Source organism: Rhizobium sp. CB2179, from assembly GCF_057653455.1.
Window position 1 is genome coordinate 925,775 of record NZ_CM172781.1, and the last position, 20,396, is coordinate 946,170.

Here is a 20,396-nt window from a genome sequence, read left to right on the forward strand (position 1 = left end):
TCACTCAAGGGAGAAGAGGACGATGAAGACCGCTGAAGTGCTGAAGGAACATTCCTTCCTGGAAAGACTGATCGGCGACTGGACCGTCACCGCACCCGACATGACGGGAAGCGAGCCCTGGACGGAAACCGTCCGCTCACTGCACGGCATCTGGTTCGTCGCCGAAGGGACCGGCCGCATGCCTGATGGCAAAGAGGCCACCAGCATCCTGACGCTCGGCTACAACGCCGCAAAAGGCAAATACGTCGGCAGCTGGATCGGCAGCATGATGGATTATATGTGGGTCTATGAGGGCGAGCTCGACGCGTCAGGCAGTGTGCTGGACCTCTATACCACAGGTCCCGACTTCAACAGCGAGGGGCTTGCCGATTACCGCGAGCAGATCACCTTCACCGACGCCGATCACCGCACCTTCATCTCCAGCGCCAAGCAGCCTGACGGTTCCTGGAAGCAGTTCATGGAAGCACATTACGCCCGCAAGATCTGACAATCACGGCGCTCAACCTTGAAAAAGGGGTTTCGAAAAAGAGGCCTCGGGAAAAGGGCGTCGAACAAGGGAGAGTATGATGTCCGAGACGCATGGAAAGTTCATCTGGTGCGAGTTGATGACCCCCGACACATCGGCTGCCGCGAAATTCTATAGCTCGGTCGTCGGCTGGACCACCTCCGAAATGAAAATGGAGGGCATGCCCACCTATACGATCTTCGAGGCGAACGGCATCGGCGTCGCCGGCCTGATGGAATTTCCGGCCGAACTCGAGGGTAAGGGCATTCCACCGAACTGGACGGGTTATGTCGATGTCGACGACGTCGACCAGTCGGCCAAGGATTTCGCCGCCAATGGTGGTTCGGTCCGCCGTCCGCCGGAAGACATCCCGACCATCGGCCGCTTCGCCGTCGTCGCCGATCCACATGGCGCGGTGCTCTGCATCATGACGCCGGCGCCGATGGAGAAGCCCATGCCGGAACTGGCCTTCGACGCACCCGGCAATATCGGCTGGCGTGAACTCTATGCCGGCAATGGCGAACAGGCGCTGGCCTTCTATTCCAAGCTGTTCGGCTGGACGAAGGACAGCGAAATGGACATGGGCCCGATGGGCGTCTACTATCTTTTCGCCCATAACGGCAGGCAGACCGGCGGTATGATGACCAAGCCGGAAAACATGCCGATGACGTTCTGGTGCTATTATTTCATCGTGCCCACCCTCGACGCCGCGATCGAACGCGTCACCTCAGGCGGCGGCAAGGTCGTCCACGGCCCGATGGAAGTCCCCGGCGGCAGCTGGATCATCCAGGCCACCGACCCGCAAGGCGCCTTCTTCTGCCTGGTCGCACCGAAGCGGTAGGGTTTGACGCGGCAGCTGCGGCAGGCCCCTCATACGGCTGCCGCCCTGCCTTTCCGTCAGAACTTGTAGCTGGTCCCGAAGAGGACCTTATCCTGCGTAGCGCCGACATCGCCGATGGTCGAGCCGAAGTCCTTGTTGCCGAAATCGGAATGGCGATATTCGCCGCGCACCAGGATATTGTCTGTGACCGCGTGTTCGATGCCACCGCCGGCCGTCCAGCCGATCAGGATGCCGTCCTTCTTTCCGGCAGCGGAAATGTCGACCTTGCCGCCGCCGGCCGCCACGCCTGCCGTTGCAAAGAACAGGGTGCGATCCCAAGCGTAACCTACCCGAGCTCGGCCCGAGGCATCCCATTCGAGGTTCGCATTGTCATTTTTCTCGAAGTTGTAGTTAAAGTCGTTCTCGATGCCGTAGACGATATTTCCGGATTGGAAATTATAGCCGGCATGCAGGCCTGACGTGCCGCTGTCGATATCCTGATCCGAGCCGAGGATCTTTGCCTGGCTCCAGGAATATCCGCCTTGGGCGCCGAGATAGAAGCCCGACCAGTCATAGGCTGAAGATACCTCTCCGGCGGACGGCGCCGGCGGCGTTTCATAGGTGAGATCGGCGGCAACGGCCGGAACGGCAACCGAAAGCGCCAGGACGGCGCAGGCGACTAATCTGATATGCATGGAGATGCCTCGTGTTCATGGGAAGAAAAGCCGAGAGGGCGATTGCGACACCGCCCGGCTCTCAAGAAACCATGCCCCGCGCCGACGTTGCGGAGTGTCTTTTAACATTGAGATTTGTTGCGAACCCTCGCGAAGGATGGGGCGGCGCGGCACGCCGCGCCACCCATCACACGCCTGATCCCAACGAAGCAAAGAACCCCTCCGGGCTTTCGACTTCCACCAGCCGCTTCTTCTCGATCAGCCAGAACCGGTTTCCCACCGCCCGCACGAAACTGCGGTCATGCGAGACCAGCAGGCAGCTCGCCTCGTGCGCCATCAACTCGCCCTCCAGCGTCTCCTGTCCCTCGATGTCGAGATGGTTGGTCGGCTCGTCGAGCAGGTAGAAATTCGGTTCCGCAAGCCGCAGCACCAGCATGCCGAGCCGTGCCTTCTGGCCGCCGGACAACTGGCCGATCGGTTTTGCCTGCATGTCGATCGTCATGCCGGCGCCAGCCAGCAAGCCCCGCGCCCGCTGGTCGCCGACATCGAAGCGGCGGATGATTGTGCCGATCGGCGTATCGGTGTCGGCAAGATCGGCAAGCGCCTGGTCGCCATAGCCGAGCACGAGCGAAGGCGTCGCCTTGACGCCGTCCCGCGCCGTATCCGGTCTTTCGATCGCCTGCTTCAGCATCGACACCAGCCGCGACTTGCCGGCGCCGTTGAGGCCGAGCAGCACGATGCGGTCACCCTGGCAGATGAATTGTCGGCCGGTTTTGAACAGCAGCGTTCCATCCGGCGTCGTCACCGCCGCATCCTCCAGCGTCACCAGCACCTTGGCATGCGTGCCGCGATTGGCAAGCCGGATGGCGCCGGCCGAGCGCTCCAGATGCGCCGGTTTTGCCGCATCCTCCAGCTTCTCCGCCCGCTGCTTGAGCTGTTTCGTCTTGACGACGAGCAGATCGCTGCCGGAGTTGATGCCGATATTGTTGAGCTTGGCCGCCTGCTTGCGCAGTTGCTCCGCCACTTTCATGTCGCGCTCGTAGCGCCGGGCTTCGGAAGCGTCGGCCTCGTCGAGGGCGGCGCGCGCCCTTGTATAGGGCAGGGCGAAGACCGGCGATTGCTCCGGCCGCAGGAACAGCGTCCGGTTGGTCGTCGCATCGAGGAAGGCGCGATCGTGGCTGGACAGGACAACCGGCACGTCGCGCGGCAGCGCATTCAGCCAGCTCTCCAGCTGCGCGATCTTTTCGAGGTCGAGATGGTTGGTCGGCTCGTCGAGCAGAAGCACATCGGGTTCGCTCACCCAGGTGCGGGCAAGCATGGCAAGCCGCTGCCAGCCGCCACTCAACTGCTTCAGCGGCCGGCCGCGCATGACCTCCGGCACATCTAGCGATTCCAGCACCACGTCGACCCGCCAGCTTTCGCTTTCGGCCTGATCGGCCGGCAGCGCCTGCAGCACCGTATCGTAGAACGGCGTGTCGAAAAGGGCAGGCGGCACATTCTGCGCGACATGGCCGACGGTCAGCCCGCGCGCTTTGGTGATCTCGCCCTCGCTTGGCTCCAGCGCGCCGGTGATGCAGGCAAGCAGCGTCGATTTCCCCCGCCCGTTGGCGGCGACGAGACCAATGCGGTCGCCGCCATTGACGACGAGATTGAGCTTGGAAAACAACGGACTGCCCAGCGTCACGCCGAGATTGCGGATATTGATGAGTGTCATGATCGTTCTCTGGTCTTGACCGGGTATCAAGCGCGCTCCGGGGCGTTCAGCCATCACGGGATTGCGCGGTTCGAGCCCGGGAAATGAGAGGAATGCGCGCTGTCATCTACGGCGTCGCATTGGCCACGAAGGGCAGACCAGGAAGAGATGTCGAGAAACGGTCTCTGGTCAGCCCTGCAAACGCATTTGCAGGGCGTTGACGGGACCACGCTGGCGATTAAACCGAAAATAATACTGCATTGCGTGATCCTCCTTTCTCAAAAGCTTGAGCGATCCAAATAACATTGCCCGCAAGAAGAGGCAAGGGAGCCGGACGTGCGCCGATTTCCAGCCACAAACCGTGCATAGAGGATTCCTCGGGGCCGACCGGGAGAACAAGACGCATGCTCATTGCCCATTTGCCGGCAGGCTACATTCTGGCGAGCGCCGCGCGGCAGCGATCCGCTGCGCCCGGCATCATGACCGCGGCATTGGTCGGTAGCGTGCTTCCGGATTTCGACATGGTCTATTTCTTTCTGACCGGCGGCAAGGTCCATCATCACGACTATGTCTCGCACTGGCCGCTGTTCTGGCTTGCTCTCGCCGTCGTGGCTCTGCCGGTGATCGGACGGCTGGCGTCGCGCTGGTTTCCCGCGGCCGCCGTCTTTTTCGCAGCCGTCATGCTCCACATGATCATGGATACCGTCGCCGCGCCGATCCTCTGGCTCGCGCCATTCGATTGGTCGAAATTCGAGCTGACGACGGTGCCGGCGACCTACAGCAATTGGGTCGTGAGTTTCATGTTGCATTGGACCTTCGCTCTTGAACTCCTGATCTGCGTAACCGCGTTGATCGTCGCCGTCTGCCGGAGCCGTCGCGTCGGAGGCCGGCAGCAGGCATGAGCCGGAATTATCCCGGGTCGGCGGGCGACAGTTCCAACCGTCGCGTGATCCCAATGCTCTGAAGGAACGTTTCGTCGTGGCTGACGACGAGCAGCGCGCCGTCATAGGCGCGCAGTCCGGCCTCGACCGCTGATATCGAGTCGATGTCGAGATGGTTGGTCGGCTCGTCGAGGATCAACAGCGGCGGCGGTGCCGAGCCGAGCACGCAGGCAAGGCCCGCCCGCAGCAATTGCCCGCCGCTGAGCGCCGATACGGTCTGCAGCGCCGCATCCGCCCGGAACATGAAGCGGGCAAGCGCAGCCCGGCAGGTATTTTCATCGGAAAGCGGATTGATCCGGCGGAAATTGTCGCGGATCGAGATCGACGGATCGAGCAGGCTAACCTTCTGATCAAGCACCGAGAGGTCGGTCATGACGTTGACCGTGCCGGCCCAGGGTTTCAACTCGCCGGTAATAAGCGCCAGCAACGTCGTCTTGCCCGAGCCATTGCGGCCGGTGACGGCGATACGCTCCGGTCCCGTCACATCGAAGGAAAGATTGCGGATGACGGGATCGCCTGGCAGATAGCCCGATGTCACGCCATCCATTTTCAGGACGGTCTTGCTGGTCGGCAGCCCGGTTGGCGGCAGGGTGACCGACAAGGGCTGCAGGATCTCGATCTTCTCGCGCGCCGCCCTTGCCTCGTCCAGTGCCTGGGCGCGCCGACGGTCGGCGAGGCGGGCATTGTTGCCACCCGTCGTTTCGCTCCGCTCCTTCATACCGCCGAGCACGATGCGCGGAATGCCGCCCTTGGCGGCCGTCTTCCGCCCGGTGCTGTCCCTCTGCGCCTGACGCTCCACCGTCGCCTGCGCCTTCCTGGCAACCTCGGCGATGCGTTTTTCGGCGTCAGTGAGATCATGCCGTGCCGCCGCGAGCTCGAGCGCCTTGCGTTCGCGATAATGGCTCCAGTTTCCGCCGTAGCGCGTGGCAGAGAGCGACGTCAGTTCCACGATCGCATCGACACTTTCGAGCAGTTCGCGGTCATGGCTGACGATGACGGCGCCGGCCCGCCAGCCTGACATCAGCGCGATCACCGCCTCGCGGCCCTCGCGATCGAGATTGTTGGTCGGTTCGTCGAGCAGCAGAAAGTCCGGTTCGGTGAAAACAAGCGCCGCAAGCCCGGCACGGGTGCGCTGCCCGCCTGAGAGCACAGCAAGCGGCGTCTCCGGCAGTGCGTCGAGCCCCGTCCGATTGAGCGCTGCGGCAATGCGCGCCTCTAGCCTCCAGTCCGCGGATGCCAGCTCGTCGGCCGTTGCCTCGCCGGCTTCCGCATGGCGAAGAATAGCGAGTGCGTCGGTCACGCCGAAGAGATCGGCAACCGTTTCGTCAGACGTCACCTGAACGCTCTGCCGTAGCACGCCGAGACTGCCGCTGACGGATACCGTCCCGGAATGCGGCTGGAGTTCACCGGAGACGAGCTTGAGCAGCGTCGTCTTGCCGACGCCATTGCGCCCGACCAGACCGGTACGCTCAGCCCCGAAACTCAGGTCGAGATTGGAAAAAAGCGGCCGCCCGTCAGGCGCGGACCACGAAATTTGGGAGAGGGTGATGGATGCAGGCATGGATATGGTTTTCCCCGTTGGCAAGGCGAACTGGCGTTGCGATCGGGTTGAAATCCATTGCGGCACACATCCTGTTGAAATGGTCGATGGCAGGTAATTTAGGGAATAAATGCTGCGGGTTCAAGAAGGGGAACGATCAGAGAAGGCGTGGGAAGTTGCCCCTCACCCTAACCCTCTCCCCGTAAACGGGGCGAGGGGACGTGCCCTACGAGAGGGGAGGAACGGAGAGGTTGCGGCTATTCCGCTTCGCCCCGCGAGCGGGGGTCCGAAGGACGGGGCGAGACCTGTGGCTCGACCCCGATCGGTGCCGGCAGGCGGATGAGAATCTGTGTTGGTTGTCAAGGGGGATTTGGGGTCCAGAGGCGATCCTGAGATAGAAGGCAGTTTGCCAGAACGAGCAATTTACGCATGACGGCGACCAAGATGACCTTCGCTGGTTTTCCTGCGGCTTTGAGTGTGTCTGCGAAACGAGCAAGGGTGGGATTGTAGCGACAGGCAGACAAGGCGGCCATGTAGAGCGCGCGCCGGGGTGCGGGCCTGCCGGCGCGGATGGAACGACGTCCGGTTCGGGCACCGCTGTCGTTAGCGATTGGGGCAAGCCCTGCCAGCATGGCGGCCTGCTTGCCCGAACAACTGCCCAACTCGTCCATGCCGGCCATCAATGCCAGGGCCGTGACGCGGCCGATGCCGGGAATGGAGGTGAGGATCTCGGCCTTGCGGTAGAGCTGCGGATCCTCGCCGACACGTCGCTCGATCTCTTTGTCGAGACGTTCGACATGCTGTTCCAGCCGACGCACGAGACGGTTGAGTTCGCCGCGCAGAAGGGCGGTGGTGGCAGTCTTGCTGCGGTTCTGCAGGGCGGTGATGTCGCATTTGGCTGCCGATCGTGCATTGACCAGCTCCTGCAAGGCCTCAACGTGAGGACTTGGTGGCGTGTCGGCCGGCGGGCGCAGGCTCTCGGCCAGGAGCGCCAGGAAACGGGCATCGAGACGGTCGGTCTTGGCGAGATAGCCGCAGGCACGGGCAAACATGCGGGCGCGCAGCGGATCGACCACGGCGACGGCAAAGCCATCGAGCCAAAGCGAGCGATGGGCGGGGCGATGGAACTTGCCGGTTGCCTCCATCACGATGCTTTTGGGCCGATGCCTGGCCAGCAGCCGTTTCAGCTGGCGGATGCCGGTCTTGTCATTGCTAAACCGCCGGCTTTCGCCCAGCGGATGCAGATGAATATCGAGCCACTCTTTACTCACGTCCACACCGGCATAAACTACCGGCATCGCGTCTTCTTGGAACGAAACCTTGCCTTGCATGCGGGACTTGCTCCCCATCATCTGTTCAGGACAAACGCGAGGACGGCCGGACCAATCTCATCCCCGGTTCAAGCCAAGGGGCCTGCGGTCCCGGCCGTCCGCACTCCGGCGGATGGCCATCCGCCGGAGTGCGCACCGATCATCCAACAATCAGTGCAAATTGAACATGCAAGGGGCTTTTATAGCTCGCCGCAACCCTACCGCTTCAAGCTCCCCAAGATCCCGCGCACCAGCGCCCGGCCGACTTGTGTTGCCACCGTGCGGGCCACGCTCTTCATTGCCGCTTCCACCACCGTTTCGCGCTGATAGCCGGACGTCCGGCCGCGCGATTGGCCGCGGCCCTGGTTGTCGTCGTCATTGCCGCCGCCGAAGCCCGGCAGGTTCCAGCCGGAGGTTGTGCCGCCCTGTTGCTGAGGCGCTTCTTCCTGCGCCCGTTTGGCGGCTTCGGCATCGGCTGCCTTCTTCGCCCGTGCGGCCAGCAGTTCGAAGGCGGATTCGCGGTCGATATCCTCGTCATAGACGCCGAGAACCGGGCTCCTGTCCATGATCTGCCGGCGCTCGTCATCGGTCACCGGGCCGACGCGGCCGGAGGGTGGGCGGATCAGCGTGCGCTCGACGATCGAAGGCGCGCCCTTGGCCTCCAGCGTCGAGACCAGCGCCTCGCCGGTGCCGAGATTGGTGATGACGGTGGCGCAATCGAAGGCCGGATTGGCACGGAATGTATCGGCCGCCGTCCGCACCGCCTTCTGCTCGCGCGGCGAATAGGCGCGAAGCGCGTGCTGCGCCCGGTTGCCGAGCTGGGCGAGCACCGTTTCCGGCACGTCGAGCGGGTTCTGCGTCACGAAATAGACGCCGACGCCCTTGGAACGGATCAGCCGCACCACCTGCTCGACACGTTCGGTCAGCACCTTCGGCGCATCGTTGAAGAGCAGGTGCGCCTCGTCGAAGAAGAAGACGAGCTTCGGCTTGTCGGGGTCGCCCACCTCGGGCAATTCCTCGAAGAGTTCGGAGAGCAGCCAGAGCAGGAAGGTGGCGTAAAGCCGCGGGTTCATCATCAGCTTGTCGGCCGCCAGCACCGAGATCTGGCCGTAGCCGTTGTTGCTGGTGCGCATGATGTCGGAAATCTTCAGCGCCGGTTCGCCGAAGAAATTCTCGGCGCCCTGCTGTTCGAGAACGAGCAGCGCCCGCTGGATCGAGCCGACCGAGGCCTTGGAGATCAGGCCGTACTGGTTGGAAAGTTGGCTGGCGTTCTCGCCCATATAGTTGAGCAGCGAGCTGAAATCCTTGAGGTCGAGCAACGGCAGCCCGCCCTGGTCGGCGATCTTGAAGGCGATGTTGATGACGCCTTCCTGCGGTTCGGAGGCATCCATCAGGCGGGCGAGCAGCAGCGGCCCCATCTCGGCGATGGTGGTGCGCACCCGGTGGCCCTTCTCGCCGAACAGATCCCAGAAGATCACCGGAAACTGGTCGAATTCGTAGTCGGTGAAGCCGATCTGCTCGGCGCGCTTCGTCAGGAAATCCTTCGGCTCGCCCTTGGCGGCGATGCCGGACAGATCGCCCTTGATATCGGCCGCAAATACCGGAACGCCGGCCCGCGAGAAACCTTCGGCCAGCACCTGCAGCGTCACCGTCTTGCCGGTGCCGGTAGCGCCGGTGACGAGGCCGTGACGGTTGCCGAATTTCAGGTCGAGATATTCCGGCTTGTTGATGCTGTCATCGGGATTGCGGCTCGCGCCGATGAAAATCTTGCCATCCTCGATCATTCGGAATGCTCCCTTGGGGCTCTGCCGCCATTTGTATGAGAAGGCGTGCTTCTGCCACCTTCATCGAACCATCGTTTCCTTGTTATAAGCAGGCAGGTGCATGCCGACAACTGTTTGCATTGAAAGCAAAACCGGACAAAGTGCGGCCCGGGGAGGGGCCGGCTTGAGTTGCCGTCGAATCTCGATTAACGTTGACGTTAACGTCAAAAAACAGGAGGCTGACATGAATGAAATTGTAACCCAGATCGCCGATCGCGTGGGTATTGCGCCGGACCTCGCCGAAAAAGCGCTCGGCATGATGCTCGGCTTCCTGCAGCGCGAGGCCGCCGATGGCCCGGTTGCCAAGATGATCGAAGCGATCCCCGGCGGCGCCGATCTCGTTGCCCAGTTCAACGGCGCAGGCGCCGGCGGCGGCGGCCTGCTCGGCGGGCTGATGAGCTCGCTCGGCGGTGGCGGCATCATGGGGCTCGGCCAGCAGCTGATGGGTGAGGGCCTCGGCATGGGCGAGATCACCTCGCTTGCCAAGGAAACCATCGCGATCGCCAAGCAATATGCCGGCGAAGAGGTCGTCGACGAGGTCGTCGCTTCCGTCCCAGGCCTCAGCCAGTTCGTCTGAGACGAGGGATCGGCAGGAGCCTCGCTTTGTTGCGGGGCTCACTGTTCTCGCTATACCGGGGTGAAAAGCAAGCGCTGTCCCTATGAAAGGAGAGTTCGTGACCGTCTGGCGCCCATCGCAGCAGATCAGGGTGAAGGTGATCGGCCTCGCCTGGCGGAAAGACCAGCTGCTTGCCGCCGAAGTGGAGAATGACAGCGGCCGCATCAAGGGCGTTCGCCCGCTTGGCGGCGCGATTGAATTCGGCGAGAGCCGCGAAGAAGCCCTGCACCGCGAATTCCAGGAGGAACTCGAGACCGATATCCGCATCGTCGGCCCCTGGCATCTGCTTGAAAACATCTACGAGCATCACGGCGCGACCGGTCACGAATACATCTTTGCTGCCGATATCGAACTGGCCGATGCATCGCTCTATGAGCGCGACGAAATCCACTATTCCGAGCTCGACGAGACGGCGGCGACCGCGCGCTGGTTCTGTCGCGACAGCCTGCGGGACGCCGGCATCGATCTCTATCCGACAGGTCTCGACAGGCTGCTGTCGCGCTGGCGCGATTGAGCCGGAGATCGCCCGCTCTGAGGCGCCATATTCCGATCGCCAAACTTTGATCGTCCGCCTCCGCTTCCGGGGAACAATGAGGTCGTTCTGCTGTTTCTGTCGCATCGCTGAAACCATAGGGAATAGCATCATGCGTATGTTTCTTGCAGCAGCCTCGATCATTCTCCTCGGCTTCGTCGCTCCGGCCTTCTCCCAGGCGCTTGCTGATATGGACTCTAGCGGCCGCTTCGGCGGCATGCCACCCGGCACGGTGCCGGGAGCGGAATCCAATGGCGGACTCATGATTCCGCTCGATCCAGTCGAAACCGGTGATATCACCGTCGTCATTCCGTCCGATCGGACCATCTGCCCGCGGCCCGGAACGCGTCAGTACCGCGCGGCAGAGCGCGACGGTACGCTAAGCGACGCCTGCCGCTGACAGGATAGGCCCCAGATCAGAAAGCAGGACCGGCTATTTGTCGTTTTTGTGCAGCACGACGCCGAGTTCATGCCACTGCCGCCTGTCGCGCTGCATCAGTTCGTCGGCTGAGGCGGGTCCCATGCTGCCCGGCGCGTAGGCGTCAGGCACACTCTGGTCGTTCGCCCAGATATCGAGGAAGGGCTGCACCACCGCCCATCCGGCTTCGATGCCGTCGGCGCGCTGGAACAGCGTCTGATCGCCGATGAAGAGATCGTAGAGCAGTGATTCATAGCCGGTGGTCTTGGCAATATCGAATTTGTCGGCATAGCGGAAATCGAGCGAGACCGGCACGGTATCGACCGAAAGCCCCGGCGATTTGATCGAGATTTCCATGCTCATGCCCTCATCCGGCTGCACCTGGATCACCAGCCGGTTCGGCGGCAGGCGGCGCTTGACGTCGGTCTCGCGAAACTGCGCGAAGGGCACCGGCTGGAAGGTGATGACGATCTCGGTGTCGCGCGCCGTCAGCGCCTTGCCGGTCCTGAGATAGAAGGGCACGCCGGCCCAGCGCCAGGTATCGGCATAGAGCTTCAGCGCCACGAAGGTCTCGGTCCTGCTGTCGGGCGAGACGTCCTTGGTGTCGCGATAGGCGGGAAGCTGAGCCCCATTGAGCGGGCCTGCAGCATAGGCGCCGCGCACGCCATGCGTCTTGGCCTCCTCAGGCGTATAGACGCGCAGCGCCTTCAGCACCTTGCTCTTTTCATTGCGGATCGCTTCGGCATCGAAGCTGTTCGGCGGCTCCATGGCGATCATCGCCAGCAGTTGGAAGAGATGGTTCGGCACCATGTCGCGCAGCGCGCCGGTCGCATCGTAGAATTTGCCGCGGCTGCCGACATCGACGATCTCGGCGGCGGTGATCTGCACGTGGTCGATGTAGCGGCTGTTCCACAAAGATTCGATCATCATGTTGGCGAAACGCGCCGTCATCAGGTTCTGCACCGTTTCCTTGCCGAGGAAATGGTCGAGCCGGTAGACTTGGCTCTCCCCGACCTGCGCGAGGATCTGTGCATTGAGCGCCTGCGCCGAGGCGAGATCGGTGCCGAACGGCTTCTCGATCGCGACGCGGCGGAAGACGCCGTCGCTTTCATCGGTCAGCCCATGCGCGGCGAGCTTCTCGACGATCGTGCCGAAGAAGGAGGGTGGCACCGCGAGATAGAAGGCGGCATTCGCATGCGGCCCCAGCCTCTTGCCGATCTCGACGAAAATATCGTCCTTGGTGAAATCCCCGGACGTATAGGAAATTCGCCGGCGCAGGCTTTCCCAGGCCTCGTCCTTCACCATCGGCTCTTCGCCGCTCAGATGGCTGAGGAATTGGTCGAGCCGCCCGCGCAGGAACTCGTCGTCACCCGGTTCGATGCCGATGCCGAGAATGTGGAGATCCTCGCCGACGAGGCGGCTGCGCGTCAGATTGATGATCGCCGGCACCAGCAGGCGGCGCGTCAGGTCTCCGGTTGCGCCGAAGATGACGAGGGTGACCGGCGGGGTAGGGGCAGCGTCCATGTGTCATCTCCTTGGATTTTGCGGCCGACTATACTGCGCGCCAGCTTTGCCGCAACATATGCAGGCGAGGGATAACAAGCATTTGACACTATCCGGGGTGCCCGAGCTCGAGTAGCCTTGCTTGCCGGCGGTCAGCGTCAGCCTTTCACCGCCACCATGAAGATCCTCGGAAACCTGAGCAGCACCCGTCCATCCGACATCTTGGGATAGGCCTTTTCCAACCGCTCCAGATAATCGGCCAGGAACGCCTCGCGATGCTCTTCGCCGGCATGGGCGAGATAGGGCATCAGCCCGGTTCCCTTCACCCATTCGACGATCGCCGCAGCATCCGCCATCGGGTGATTGTAGACGCTGTGCCAGATATCGACGCGCGCGGCTTTGGCGATCAGTCGGCTGTAATAGCTGGACGGCGGCGGCAGCGGCTTGCGGCGCACGCTCTTCGCCTCGAAGGCGGATTTCCACGGGCCGGCATGCGCCGTCTCCTCCATCGCCAGATGCGAGGGTTCGCCGAGATTGTCGGGCATCTGCACGGCCAGCACGCCGCCTTCGGAAAGCCCGTCCATCAGTCGGTCGAAGATATCGAGATGATCGGGCAGCCATTGGAAGACGGCATTGGCAAACAGCAGGTCGGCGGGTTCGTCCGGCTGCCAGCGGGTGAGATCGGCCTCGACGAAGGCAGTGCCCGGAAGCCGCTTGCGCGCCGCCTCCAGCATGTTCATGTCGCTGTCGACGCCCGAGACGCCGTCCGCCCCGTAGCGCTCGATGATCAGCTCGGTCGAATTGCCCGGGCCACAGCCGAGATCGATGGCATGACGAAGGTTTTGCAGCGGCACCTGTGCCAACAGGTCGCGCGCCGGTCGCGTGCGCTCATCCTCGAATTTCACATATTGATTGGCGGACCATGCCATGGCGTTCACTCCTGCTGTCAGGCCACATCGTCCATGTGGTGGATGCGGATCTTGTCGATGTTGCGGCCGTCGAGATTGACGACCTCAAAGGCGAAGTCGCCGGCGACGAAGCTTCACTCAGCCGACACAAGTATTTTGTCCACGCGCCTCCCGTCGAGATCGACGACTTCGAAGCGCCATCCATCTCTCGTGAAGCTCTCGCCCAATTCCGGCAGATGTTTCAACTCTTCCAACACCAGGCCGGCGACAGTCTGATATTCCAAGTCGCCATCGAGCTTGAGGTTTAAGAATTCAGCGAACTCGTCAATTGGCGTCCAGCCCGACACGAGATAAGAGCCGTCGTCTCGCCGAGCGATGGCCTGTTCATCGACCGGTCCCTCCTGCAGAGCCCCCATGATTGCTTCCAAAATGTCACCTGACGAGACAACCCCCTCGAAGTGGCCGTACTCGTCGAAAACCAGCACCATGTGAACGGGCGATTTCCTGATGGCTTCAATAACATTGATGGCAGTTGAAAGGTCTGAAACCACCGGGACGTCTTGCGTCAGAGCCTTGATGTCGGCGCTGCCGTGTTCGGACATCGCGTCGTAGAAGTCCTTGACCGGAAGGATGCCGATCACCTCGTCCGAACTGCCTTTTCGAACGGGCAACCGCGACCGCTTCGTCCTGTGCAACTGGGTCCGAATTTCATCAAGGCTGTCGTCGATATCAATAATTTCGACGTCCCGTCGGGGCGTCATAAGCGCTCGGGCAGTGCGATCCGCCAGCCGCATGACACCTGATATCATCGCGGACTCTTCGCTTTCGATCACTCCAGCCGACTGCGCCTCGGCCAGAACAGTTTTGATTTCTGCGTCAGAGACATTTTCGCCACCTTTTCCTGTTTGGCCCAAGAGTTTGAGCACAAGATTTCCGGAGGCGTTTAGAAGCCACACGAGTGGCAGCGCAATTTTTGAAAGGACCGCCATAGCGGGTGCGACCCTAGCCGCAACCGCTTCGGGTTCCCGCAATGCGATCTGCTTTGGAACAAGTTCGCCGACGATCAACGAAAGATATGTGATTGCCACGACGACTGAACCTACGCCAATGGCATCAGCGGCCGTCGATGACATTCCCTGGGCTTCTAGCCATCCGCTCAAGCGGCCGCCGAGCGTGGCCCCCGAGAAAGCGCCGGATAGAACGCCGACCAGCGTGATGCCGATCTGCACCGTTGAGAGAAAACGACCGGGGTTTTCGGCAAGTTTGATCGCTTGAGCTGCACCCTTGCTTCCATTGTCGGAGAGAACCTTTAGGCGAGCCGTTCGAGAATACACAACGGCCAGCTCCGACATGGCGAGTACACCATTCAGGATGGTGAGAAACGCCACAATTCCAATTTCCAGAAACACAGGGACCCTATTCGTTGAGGTTGTAGTGCCGCATTCATCAGGCGAAGCGGCGAGGCATTCGAAGGGACGCTCTTATACGCATATACGCATCGCCTGTCGTCTCTCCATCATAGTGTTGACATCAGTGCAGGTTCCATCAGACCGCTCCTCTGAAGTGAGCCGCGGCCGCCCGTCATCGGCAATGGTCTGGGAAGCGGCCCTCTCTGCGGGAGCATTGATATGCTTGACGCGAGGCGGAGGTCATCGCAGCGTCTACAATGGTCGCCTGCTTCCTCGGCCGGGGGATCCCGGTTGGAAGAGGCGGAGCTTGTACTGGATGGGTCGCTGTCAGGCATGTCGCAATTTTGACGGTGAAACAGTGCCGACGCAAGAGGCGCCGGGCGAAAATCCTTATAGCGTCATGATGTGACAGTTTCGCCAACGGCGGCACCACCGCGTTTGCGCGCATTAAAAGAGGCGCGGCGATCAGCCAGTCATACGGAAAGCTGCCGCGATACACCGTAAATTAACAGCCTCTCCGTATTTTCTCCAAATTGCGAACGATTTCCGTGACGTGCAGCCACGTCCTGAAATCAGTTCTCGGTCTGGGGAAGCCGGGACGGAATAGATCGGTGCGCGATCGACGACCTGCCCGCTGGAGGAGGTTAAGCGCATGCAGTTCAAATCGGCTACCGGACGCAACATTTTTTCCGTGGCGGCCTGCGGTGTCATCGCCACGATCGCGGCATCGGGCGTCCTTTTCTACATCGCCTACAACGATATGCGCAAATCGAGCCTCGACGAGATGCTCCAAATTGCAGCCGCCAATGCGCTCAACGTCGAGAAATCCATGAGCGTGGCGCTCGGTATCGTCAATGCGTTGGAAACGTCGCTGTCGACGATGAAGGACGGCGGAAACGCCAATCGTGCTTCTGCCGACGACCTGCTGAAGAACATGCTGCAGGATAATCCGATGGCGCTCGGTGTTTGGACAGGCTGGGAACCGAATGCCTTCGACGGCAAGGACAAGGATTTTGTCGGCAAGGAAGGCCACGACACGACGGGCCGCTACGTGCCTTACTGGGTCCGCAGTGGCGACAAGATCCAGCACACGCCGCTGGTCGATTATGGCGTGTCGGGCGCCGGCGATTACTACCAGCTGCCCTTTACCCAGAAAAAGACTGTCGTCATCGAACCTTATGTCTATGCGGTCGACGGCAAGGACGTGCTGATGACCTCGGTCGCCAAGCCGATCATGGTCGATGGCAAGGCGCTCGGCGTCGCCGGCATGGACATTTCGCTCGACGACGCCAACAAGGCGATCTCGGCAGTCCACCCGATGGAGACTGGCTATCTCAGCCTCGTGACGGGCACCGGCAGCATCATCAGCCATCCTTCCGCAGAACTCGCAGGCAAGAATATCAAGGACGGCGGCGATCTGACTGCCGGCTGGGATCAGTTGATCGCCAAGCCCGGCCTCGCGCAGGAGATCGCAGGCCCGGACGGCCAGACCTATTTCTCGGTCGCCTATCCGGTAAAGCTGACGAATGACCTGAACTGGTACGCCGTCGTCTCGGTGCCCAAATCCACCGTCTTTGCCCAGCTCAACAACATGGCCTGGAGCGCCGTTGCGATCACCGCCGTCGCTGCTCTTCTGCTCGGTTTTTCAGGCTGGCTCATCGCCCGCAAATTCATCCGCCGCATAGAGGGCGTGATCGCCGAGACCGATCGCATCGCCCATGGCCAGCTCGACGTGCAATTGAGCGACAAGAATGCCAAGGACGAAATTGGCGACCTCTCGCGTTCTCTCGCCATCCTGCTGGAAAGCAATCGCCAGAAGATCAAGCTGGAAGCCGATGCGGAAACCTCCCGGTCCCGCGAAGAGATCGAACGGCAGGAACGTTCCGTCCTCCATGCCGCCCGCGAGGATTCGATCAAGTTCGCGGTCAGCGAACTCGGCAACGGACTGGCCAGCCTTTCCAATGGAGACATGACCATCCGGCTGGAAAAGCCGTTTGCCGACTCACTTGACGAAATCCGCGTCGATTTCAATGCGTCTGTCGAAAAGCTCCAGGCAGCCCTGATTTCCTTCTCCGAAAACGCTGCCGTCATCCAGGCCGGTTCGGAAGAAATCCGCTCCGGCGCCGACGATCTCGCCCGCCGCACCGAACAGCAGGCCGCTTCCGTCGAGGAGACTGCCGCCGCGCTCGAGCAGATCACCACCTCGGTCAAGGACTCCACCCTTCGCGCCGAGGAGGCGGGAACGCTCGTCAGCCGCACCAAGGATGGTGCGGAAAAGTCCGGAGAGGTGGTGCGCAATGCCGTCGATGCCATGACCGGCATCGAGCAATCCTCGCAGTCGATCTCCAACATCATCGGCGTGATCGACGATATTGCCTTCCAGACCAATCTGCTGGCCCTCAATGCAGGCGTTGAGGCAGCACGTGCAGGGGAGGCCGGCAAGGGCTTCGCCGTCGTCGCACAGGAAGTGCGTGAACTGGCGCAGCGCTCGGCGACGGCCGCCAAGGAGATCAAGGCGCTGATCACCTCGTCCGGCGCCCAGGTCAAGCGTGGCGTCGATCTCGTCGGTCAGACCGGCAAGGCGCTGCAGGCGATCGTTGCCGAAGTCCAGCAGATCAACAGCAATGTCCAGGCGGTCGTCCAGGCCGCCCGCGAACAGTCGACGGGTCTCCTCGAGATCAACACGGCGGTCAACCAGATGGACCAGTCGACCCAGAAGAACGCCGCGATGGTCGAGGAATCGAATGCCGCCTCGCACACGCTGGTGACCGAGGTGTCTGCCCTCTCGGAGCGTCTGGCGCAGTTCAACCTCGGCCAGATGGCAAAGGCGGCCCCCGTCGCGCGGACGGCTGCCAAGCCGTTGGCACGCCCGGTCGCGGCGACGCTTGCGGCGCGCAGAGCGGTCCCCGCTTCGGCCACCGACCATGCCAGGCCCGCTCCCTCGCCAGCGCGCGCACTCGGCGGCAAGCTCGCAGCCGCCTTCGGCACCTCAGCCGCACCGGCTTCGACCGAGGGCAACTGGGAAGAGTTCTAGACATTTGGCGCGCGACGCTGCTAAGCGCCGCGCCACACGCGCCCTCGAGGGCGGCACATTGTTTTTCCACACAGCTGCAAGGATGGCGCGCGCTCAATTTTGATTTGAAAGCATTCAATATCTCGCGCTAAGGTCACACAAAACCAGCATCAGCGCAAAGTCCTCGGAGTTGCCGATGACGTTTCCCAATCCCTCAGCCGCCTTTGACCGCATGCTCATCATGGGCAATGGCGGCGCGGGTAAAACATGGCTTGCCCGTCGTATCGGCGAGCAGCTTCACCATCCGGTTGTCCACCTTGATGACATGCATTGGGAGCCGGGGGGCTACGGCATCGCTCGCGACAGGGCGTTGCGGGATGAGATGGTCATGGCAGCGGCCGAGCGCGATGTCTGGGTTATGGAGGGAGTTTACGGGCAACTGGCGAACATGGTCCTCAGCCGCACGACGATCCTGGTCTGGATTGATCTGTCGGAGGAGGAATGCATCGCCAACATCAAGGAGCGAGGCATCCAGGGCGGCGAGTCCCAAACCCAATTCGATGGCCTTTTGAAGTGGGTGGCCGAATACCGGAGTAGAACGAACAACTGGAATTCCTTCGAGACGCACACCCGATTGTTCTCGGTCTTTTCCCGTCCGAAATTCCTGCTATCGAGCCGTGAGGCCGTCACCGATTTTTGCCGGCCGGTTGTCCACGAGCATCGACGAGGCCATCGATGAACGAGCCTAGATTTCCGAATGACGAGGGCGAAGACGCCTGGATGGTCGTCCAAGTGTCTGCGGATGAACACTGGAACGCCTACCACGACATCCGCCGCGCTGTCCTTTTCGAGGCCCGCGGGTTGATTGGCTATGATGCGAACCATCCCGATGATCGAAGGGATGGGCATTTCCCTTTGCTGCTTTTGCTCGAAAATACTCCGGTGGGTGCGGCTCGCCTCGATCTGATGGACGATGCGGCGGCGTGGGTGCGAACCGTCGCGATCAGGGCGGAATGCCAGGGAAAAGGGTACGGGCGGTTGCTCATGGCCGGCCTCGAAAAATTCGCATCACGGCACGGGGTCAAGAGATTGGTTGTGAATGCGGCGCGAGACGCCGTCGGATTCTACGAGGCGCTCGAATGGACCGTCGTTGAGGCCGGTGGTGAAAACCCCGTGCTGACAAAGGAATTGCGAACCAGGCCTCAATGGTGAAGTATTGCGTTGACCGTGAGCTGCTCTGACGTTCTCGTGGAGCCTCTCCAAAAACGACGAGGTGACGATGCTCATTATCTTCGGTGGTCTGCCTGGCAGTGGAAAGACGACGATCGCCCGCGCTTTGGCTGAGCGGTTGAATGCGGTCCATGTGCGCGTCGATACCATCGAGCAGGCAATCCGTGCCTCCGGAATTGCCGATGATGCCGGGCCTGCAGGCTATATCGTGGCTTACGGTATTGCCGGAGACAATCTGACCCTTGGCAGGACCGTTATCGCCGACTCAGTCAACCCGCTTCGGATAACCCGGTCAGCGTGGCTTTCGGTCGCGCAAGCTGCCGGGGTGACAGCGGCGGAGGTCGAGGTTGTTTGCTCGGATAAAGCCGAGCATCGCAACCGTGCTGAAACGCGCCTCACCGACGTCGAAGGTCTGGTGAAGCCGACATGGCAAGAGATTTCCGAAAGAGCCTATGACGAATGGCACCATGCAATAGTCATCGATACGGCTTCAAAAACGGTCGACGCCGCTTTGGATGAACTGGTGAGCCGATTGAAATCGCTCCCGCCAAATGCCTAGCATAACCGACGAAGGAACATGTCGTCCGAAGAACGACACCACGCACGCGCGCCGTCACGCCGCGAGGATGGTGATCCCATAGGCGTTGGCAGCCGCCGTCATGCGGGCGATGGTTTCGGCCGAAGGGCTGGCCTTCGGTGGCTCGGTCGCGCCTTCCGCTTCGATGAACTCGGCCATGTCCCGATCGACGATCGCAGAAAAGACCACGGGGACGGTTCCGCGGTTGGAATAGCCGTGCACCATGAAGGGAGGGATGGTGACGATGTCGCCGGCGCTGGCCTCGATCTCTTCGGGGCCGCTGTCGCTCAGGCGCCAGATCGTCAGGCGTCCCTCGAGGATGCGGAACACTTCGGGGCTCGCATGCGCATGTTTCGGCGTCCGGCTGCCTGATGGCACGGTGACGTCGAAGATATTGAGCCAGGCTCCGCTGATCCGGAGCCGCCGCTCGACCCGGTCACCGAGGACGAAAAACCGCTTTGCCTCGTCGCTCGCAGGCATTTTCACAAATGAGTTGGACATCATGTCTCTTTCTTTTTCTTACAGGGCTTTTTCTTACAGGGCTTCTTCTTATGGGCTTTTTCTTGCGGGCGCAGCCGTTAGACCTTTGCGCTGCCTTTGACAACCCGCCCTGCTGTTGGGGGTACCATCGCCGAACGCCCTCAAGGAAGCGCGCTATATCAGCCGAAGCGATGAACAACGGCTTCGTTGCCAGGGGTTCAGCGCCGCTCGCGCGCCACTGCGTCACGAGACTGTCGGGGCCGATATCGGTACTTCGGGGCGTTTCCGCAAGGTCCGGCAATGCCGCATCAGCTATGCGGAAATGACTGAGGCCGGAAGGGTTCGAAAGGCTCGGCGCCTGTAATACCGCCGACACAGAAGGAGCGCATAGAACGCGGCGGCCG

The 20,396-nt window shown here is 61.7% G+C and carries 19 protein-coding genes; 10 read left to right on the plus strand and 9 right to left on the minus strand.

All coding sequences use genetic code 11. The annotated features are described in order from the left end of the window. The first annotated feature begins 22 nt into the window (after positions 1 to 22). Together AC244Q_RS04670 and AC244Q_RS04675 are read left to right on the plus strand one after the other, a co-directional pair. Entirely contained in the window at positions 23 to 487 is a 465-nt protein-coding gene (locus AC244Q_RS04670; protein ID WP_017993367.1) for a DUF1579 domain-containing protein, read from the plus strand. Positions 488 to 566: 79 nt separating this feature from the next. Beyond that, complete coding sequence (locus tag AC244Q_RS04675; RefSeq protein ID WP_020486939.1) at positions 567 to 1,346, plus strand: VOC family protein; 780 nt, start codon at positions 567 to 569, stop codon at positions 1,344 to 1,346. Positions 1,347 to 1,402: 56 nt separating this feature from the next. Here the strand turns inward: AC244Q_RS04675 and AC244Q_RS04680 are convergent, their stop codons facing one another. Next, a complete protein-coding gene (locus AC244Q_RS04680; RefSeq protein ID WP_012756584.1) occupies positions 1,403 to 2,020 on the minus strand; it encodes an outer membrane protein in 618 nt (205 codons plus the stop codon). Positions 2,021 to 2,186: 166 nt separating this feature from the next. Continuing rightward, a complete protein-coding gene (locus AC244Q_RS04685) occupies positions 2,187 to 3,713 on the minus strand; it encodes an ABC-F family ATP-binding cassette domain-containing protein (protein WP_113548521.1) in 1,527 nt (508 codons plus the stop codon). Positions 3,714 to 4,096: 383 nt separating this feature from the next. Between AC244Q_RS04685 and AC244Q_RS04690 the strand changes: the two genes are divergently transcribed. Then, positions 4,097 to 4,594, plus strand: coding sequence for a metal-dependent hydrolase (locus AC244Q_RS04690; RefSeq protein WP_113548520.1), 498 nt, complete (start codon positions 4,097 to 4,099; stop codon positions 4,592 to 4,594). A gap of 7 nt (positions 4,595 to 4,601) precedes the next feature. Here the strand turns inward: AC244Q_RS04690 and AC244Q_RS04695 are convergent, their stop codons facing one another. The 3 genes from AC244Q_RS04695 to AC244Q_RS04705 all read right to left on the minus strand — a co-directional run bounded on the left by AC244Q_RS04695 (position 4,602) and on the right by AC244Q_RS04705 (position 9,267). After that, the gene (locus AC244Q_RS04695) at positions 4,602 to 6,194 is read right to left on the minus strand and encodes an ABC-F family ATP-binding cassette domain-containing protein (RefSeq protein WP_128407450.1); all 1,593 of its coding nucleotides are present in this window, start codon (positions 6,192 to 6,194) and stop codon (positions 4,602 to 4,604) included. A gap of 338 nt (positions 6,195 to 6,532) precedes the next feature. Beyond that, the gene (locus AC244Q_RS04700) at positions 6,533 to 7,504 is read right to left on the minus strand and encodes an IS110 family RNA-guided transposase (protein WP_017992870.1); all 972 of its coding nucleotides are present in this window, start codon (positions 7,502 to 7,504) and stop codon (positions 6,533 to 6,535) included. Positions 7,505 to 7,701: 197 nt separating this feature from the next. Continuing rightward, positions 7,702 to 9,267 carry a helicase HerA-like C-terminal domain-containing protein gene (locus AC244Q_RS04705; protein ID WP_113547047.1) on the minus strand — a complete coding sequence of 522 codons (1,566 nt, stop codon included), beginning with the start codon at positions 9,265 to 9,267 and terminating at the stop codon, positions 7,702 to 7,704. A gap of 223 nt (positions 9,268 to 9,490) precedes the next feature. Between AC244Q_RS04705 and AC244Q_RS04710 the strand changes: the two genes are divergently transcribed. The 3 genes from AC244Q_RS04710 (at position 9,491) to AC244Q_RS04720 (ending at position 10,854) form a co-directional block, all read left to right on the plus strand. Next, positions 9,491 to 9,883: a hypothetical protein gene (locus AC244Q_RS04710; RefSeq protein WP_003546502.1), complete on the plus strand. Its 393-nt coding sequence runs from the start codon at positions 9,491 to 9,493 to the stop codon at positions 9,881 to 9,883. Positions 9,884 to 9,980: 97 nt separating this feature from the next. Continuing rightward, complete coding sequence (locus tag AC244Q_RS04715) at positions 9,981 to 10,436, plus strand: NUDIX hydrolase (RefSeq protein WP_113547105.1); 456 nt, start codon at positions 9,981 to 9,983, stop codon at positions 10,434 to 10,436. 76 nt (positions 10,437 to 10,512) lie between these two features. Further along, positions 10,513 to 10,854, plus strand: coding sequence for a hypothetical protein (locus AC244Q_RS04720; protein WP_017993372.1), 342 nt, complete (start codon positions 10,513 to 10,515; stop codon positions 10,852 to 10,854). Between the two features lie 33 nt (positions 10,855 to 10,887). Here AC244Q_RS04720 and zwf read toward each other — a convergent pair whose 3' ends face one another. The 3 genes from zwf to AC244Q_RS04735 all read right to left on the minus strand — a co-directional run bounded on the left by zwf (position 10,888) and on the right by AC244Q_RS04735 (position 14,692). Further along, positions 10,888 to 12,396: a glucose-6-phosphate dehydrogenase gene (gene zwf / locus AC244Q_RS04725; RefSeq protein WP_012756591.1), complete on the minus strand. Its 1,509-nt coding sequence runs from the start codon at positions 12,394 to 12,396 to the stop codon at positions 10,888 to 10,890. A 137-nt stretch (positions 12,397 to 12,533) separates the two neighbouring features. Further along, positions 12,534 to 13,304 carry a trans-aconitate 2-methyltransferase gene (gene tam / locus AC244Q_RS04730; protein ID WP_113547048.1) on the minus strand — a complete coding sequence of 257 codons (771 nt, stop codon included), beginning with the start codon at positions 13,302 to 13,304 and terminating at the stop codon, positions 12,534 to 12,536. A 113-nt stretch (positions 13,305 to 13,417) separates the two neighbouring features. Next, entirely contained in the window at positions 13,418 to 14,692 is a 1,275-nt protein-coding gene (locus AC244Q_RS04735; protein WP_113547049.1) for a hemolysin family protein, read from the minus strand. Between the two features lie 652 nt (positions 14,693 to 15,344). Here AC244Q_RS04735 and AC244Q_RS04740 point away from each other — a divergent pair. From AC244Q_RS04740 to AC244Q_RS04755, 4 genes are all read left to right on the plus strand, one after another. Beyond that, the gene (locus AC244Q_RS04740) at positions 15,345 to 17,726 is read left to right on the plus strand and encodes a methyl-accepting chemotaxis protein (RefSeq protein ID WP_113547050.1); all 2,382 of its coding nucleotides are present in this window, start codon (positions 15,345 to 15,347) and stop codon (positions 17,724 to 17,726) included. Positions 17,727 to 17,901: 175 nt separating this feature from the next. Then, positions 17,902 to 18,444, plus strand: a complete 543-nt coding sequence (locus AC244Q_RS04745; RefSeq protein WP_113547051.1) for a P-loop NTPase family protein — start codon at positions 17,902 to 17,904, stop codon at positions 18,442 to 18,444. Beyond that, positions 18,441 to 18,917, plus strand: a complete 477-nt coding sequence (locus AC244Q_RS04750; RefSeq protein ID WP_113547052.1) for a GNAT family N-acetyltransferase — start codon at positions 18,441 to 18,443, stop codon at positions 18,915 to 18,917. Before AC244Q_RS04745 ends, AC244Q_RS04750 begins: the two co-directional genes overlap by 4 nt. Positions 18,918 to 18,984: 67 nt before the next feature. Continuing rightward, positions 18,985 to 19,494, plus strand: coding sequence for a P-loop nucleotide/nucleoside kinase family protein (locus AC244Q_RS04755; RefSeq protein WP_012756597.1), 510 nt, complete (start codon positions 18,985 to 18,987; stop codon positions 19,492 to 19,494). Between the two features lie 54 nt (positions 19,495 to 19,548). Here AC244Q_RS04755 and AC244Q_RS04760 read toward each other — a convergent pair whose 3' ends face one another. After that, entirely contained in the window at positions 19,549 to 20,016 is a 468-nt protein-coding gene (locus tag AC244Q_RS04760) for a cupin domain-containing protein (RefSeq protein ID WP_041935483.1), read from the minus strand. Positions 20,017 to 20,396 lie beyond the last annotated feature (380 nt).